This window comes from Mycobacterium sp. E3247 (assembly GCF_001667785.1).
Lineage (GTDB): Bacteria > Actinomycetota > Actinomycetes > Mycobacteriales > Mycobacteriaceae > Mycobacterium.
Map to the genome: position 1 here is coordinate 1 of NZ_LZJG01000036.1, position 1,109 is coordinate 1,109.

A 1,109-nucleotide genomic window follows, 5' to 3' on the forward strand; every position below is an offset into this window, starting at 1 on the left:
CTTCGGCGATGTGTGAGTGTGCCGGCGCAGGTGCGGCCTGGGATAGATCACCTCTCACCGATCGGTGACAAGTTGCTGCCTGATTTCTTCACAGAGGATCGCAGCGAGCTTTGGGACGCGCTGCGCAAGCGCGGGCCGGTGGTGTTTATCGAGGACAGCGTGTTTATGAATGGCTATTGCCTCACCCGGGCCGATGACGTGCTCGCAGCGCTGCGTAACCCGGAAGTGTTTTCGCTTAACGCCGTTTTGGATCGGCCGGACCATGCGCGTTGGCGCGCAATCTTGCAGCCGTTATTGAGTTCCCACGCGGTGAAACAGATGCAACCCGCGTTGCAAGATCAGGCCGCGGCGGTGGTCGAAGCGGTGGCCGCGCAGGGTAGTTGTGAGGTGATCGCCGATGTTGCGGAGCCATTCGCGGCTCAGGTTCTTCTCACAGTGTTGGGGTTGCCGCCGCAAGACGGGGATAGGTTGCTGCGCTGGGAGAATGCGCTTTGGGCGATCCAGCGGGCGCCTCTGGCCGCGCTCACAGGTGCCCGTTTCCAGGATTGGGTGCAAAAAGTTGAGATGCTCGGCTATTTGACGGAGGCTTTCGCGCAGCGCCGCGCCAGCCCTGATATTGCGGGTGTTATGTCCCGGTTGGTTGCCGGTGACGATGGGTTCGACGAAGCTGACGCGTGCGCGGTAGTTGAGATGCTGATCGCTGCGGGCATTACGCCGTTTAGGAGCGCGGTGGGTTTCGTGTTTCTTGACCTTGCCCGCGACCCGCGGCTATGCGCTTCGCTGCGCGAAAACCCCTCAGGGATTGAGGGATTCGTCGAAGACGTGCTGCGCCGCGAGCCGCCGGCCCCGGTGATTATCCGCAGGGCCGCTCAGAACGTCACCGTGGCGGGTGTCGAGATCCCGGCAGGGGCTTGGGTCGGGCTGTGCGTAGGGGCGGCCATCCAAGAAGACATGGCGAACGGCCACGGGTCGCGGGCGGACTACTGGGCGTTCGGCGGGGGTCCGCACCGCTGTGTGGCCGTCAGTCTGGCGAAAACAGCGTTGACTGTGTTGGTCAGCGAATGGTTACGCACTATCCCCGCGTTCGTGTTAGATGCTGAGTCCGTGCC

General features: G+C 62.8%; 1 protein-coding gene. It reads left to right on the plus strand.

All coding sequences use genetic code 11. The features are described from left to right. Positions 1–18 precede the first annotated feature (18 nt). The coding region (locus tag A9X04_RS01660; RefSeq protein WP_156764173.1) for a cytochrome P450 at positions 19–1,109 on the plus strand (1,091 nt) is incomplete at its 3' end.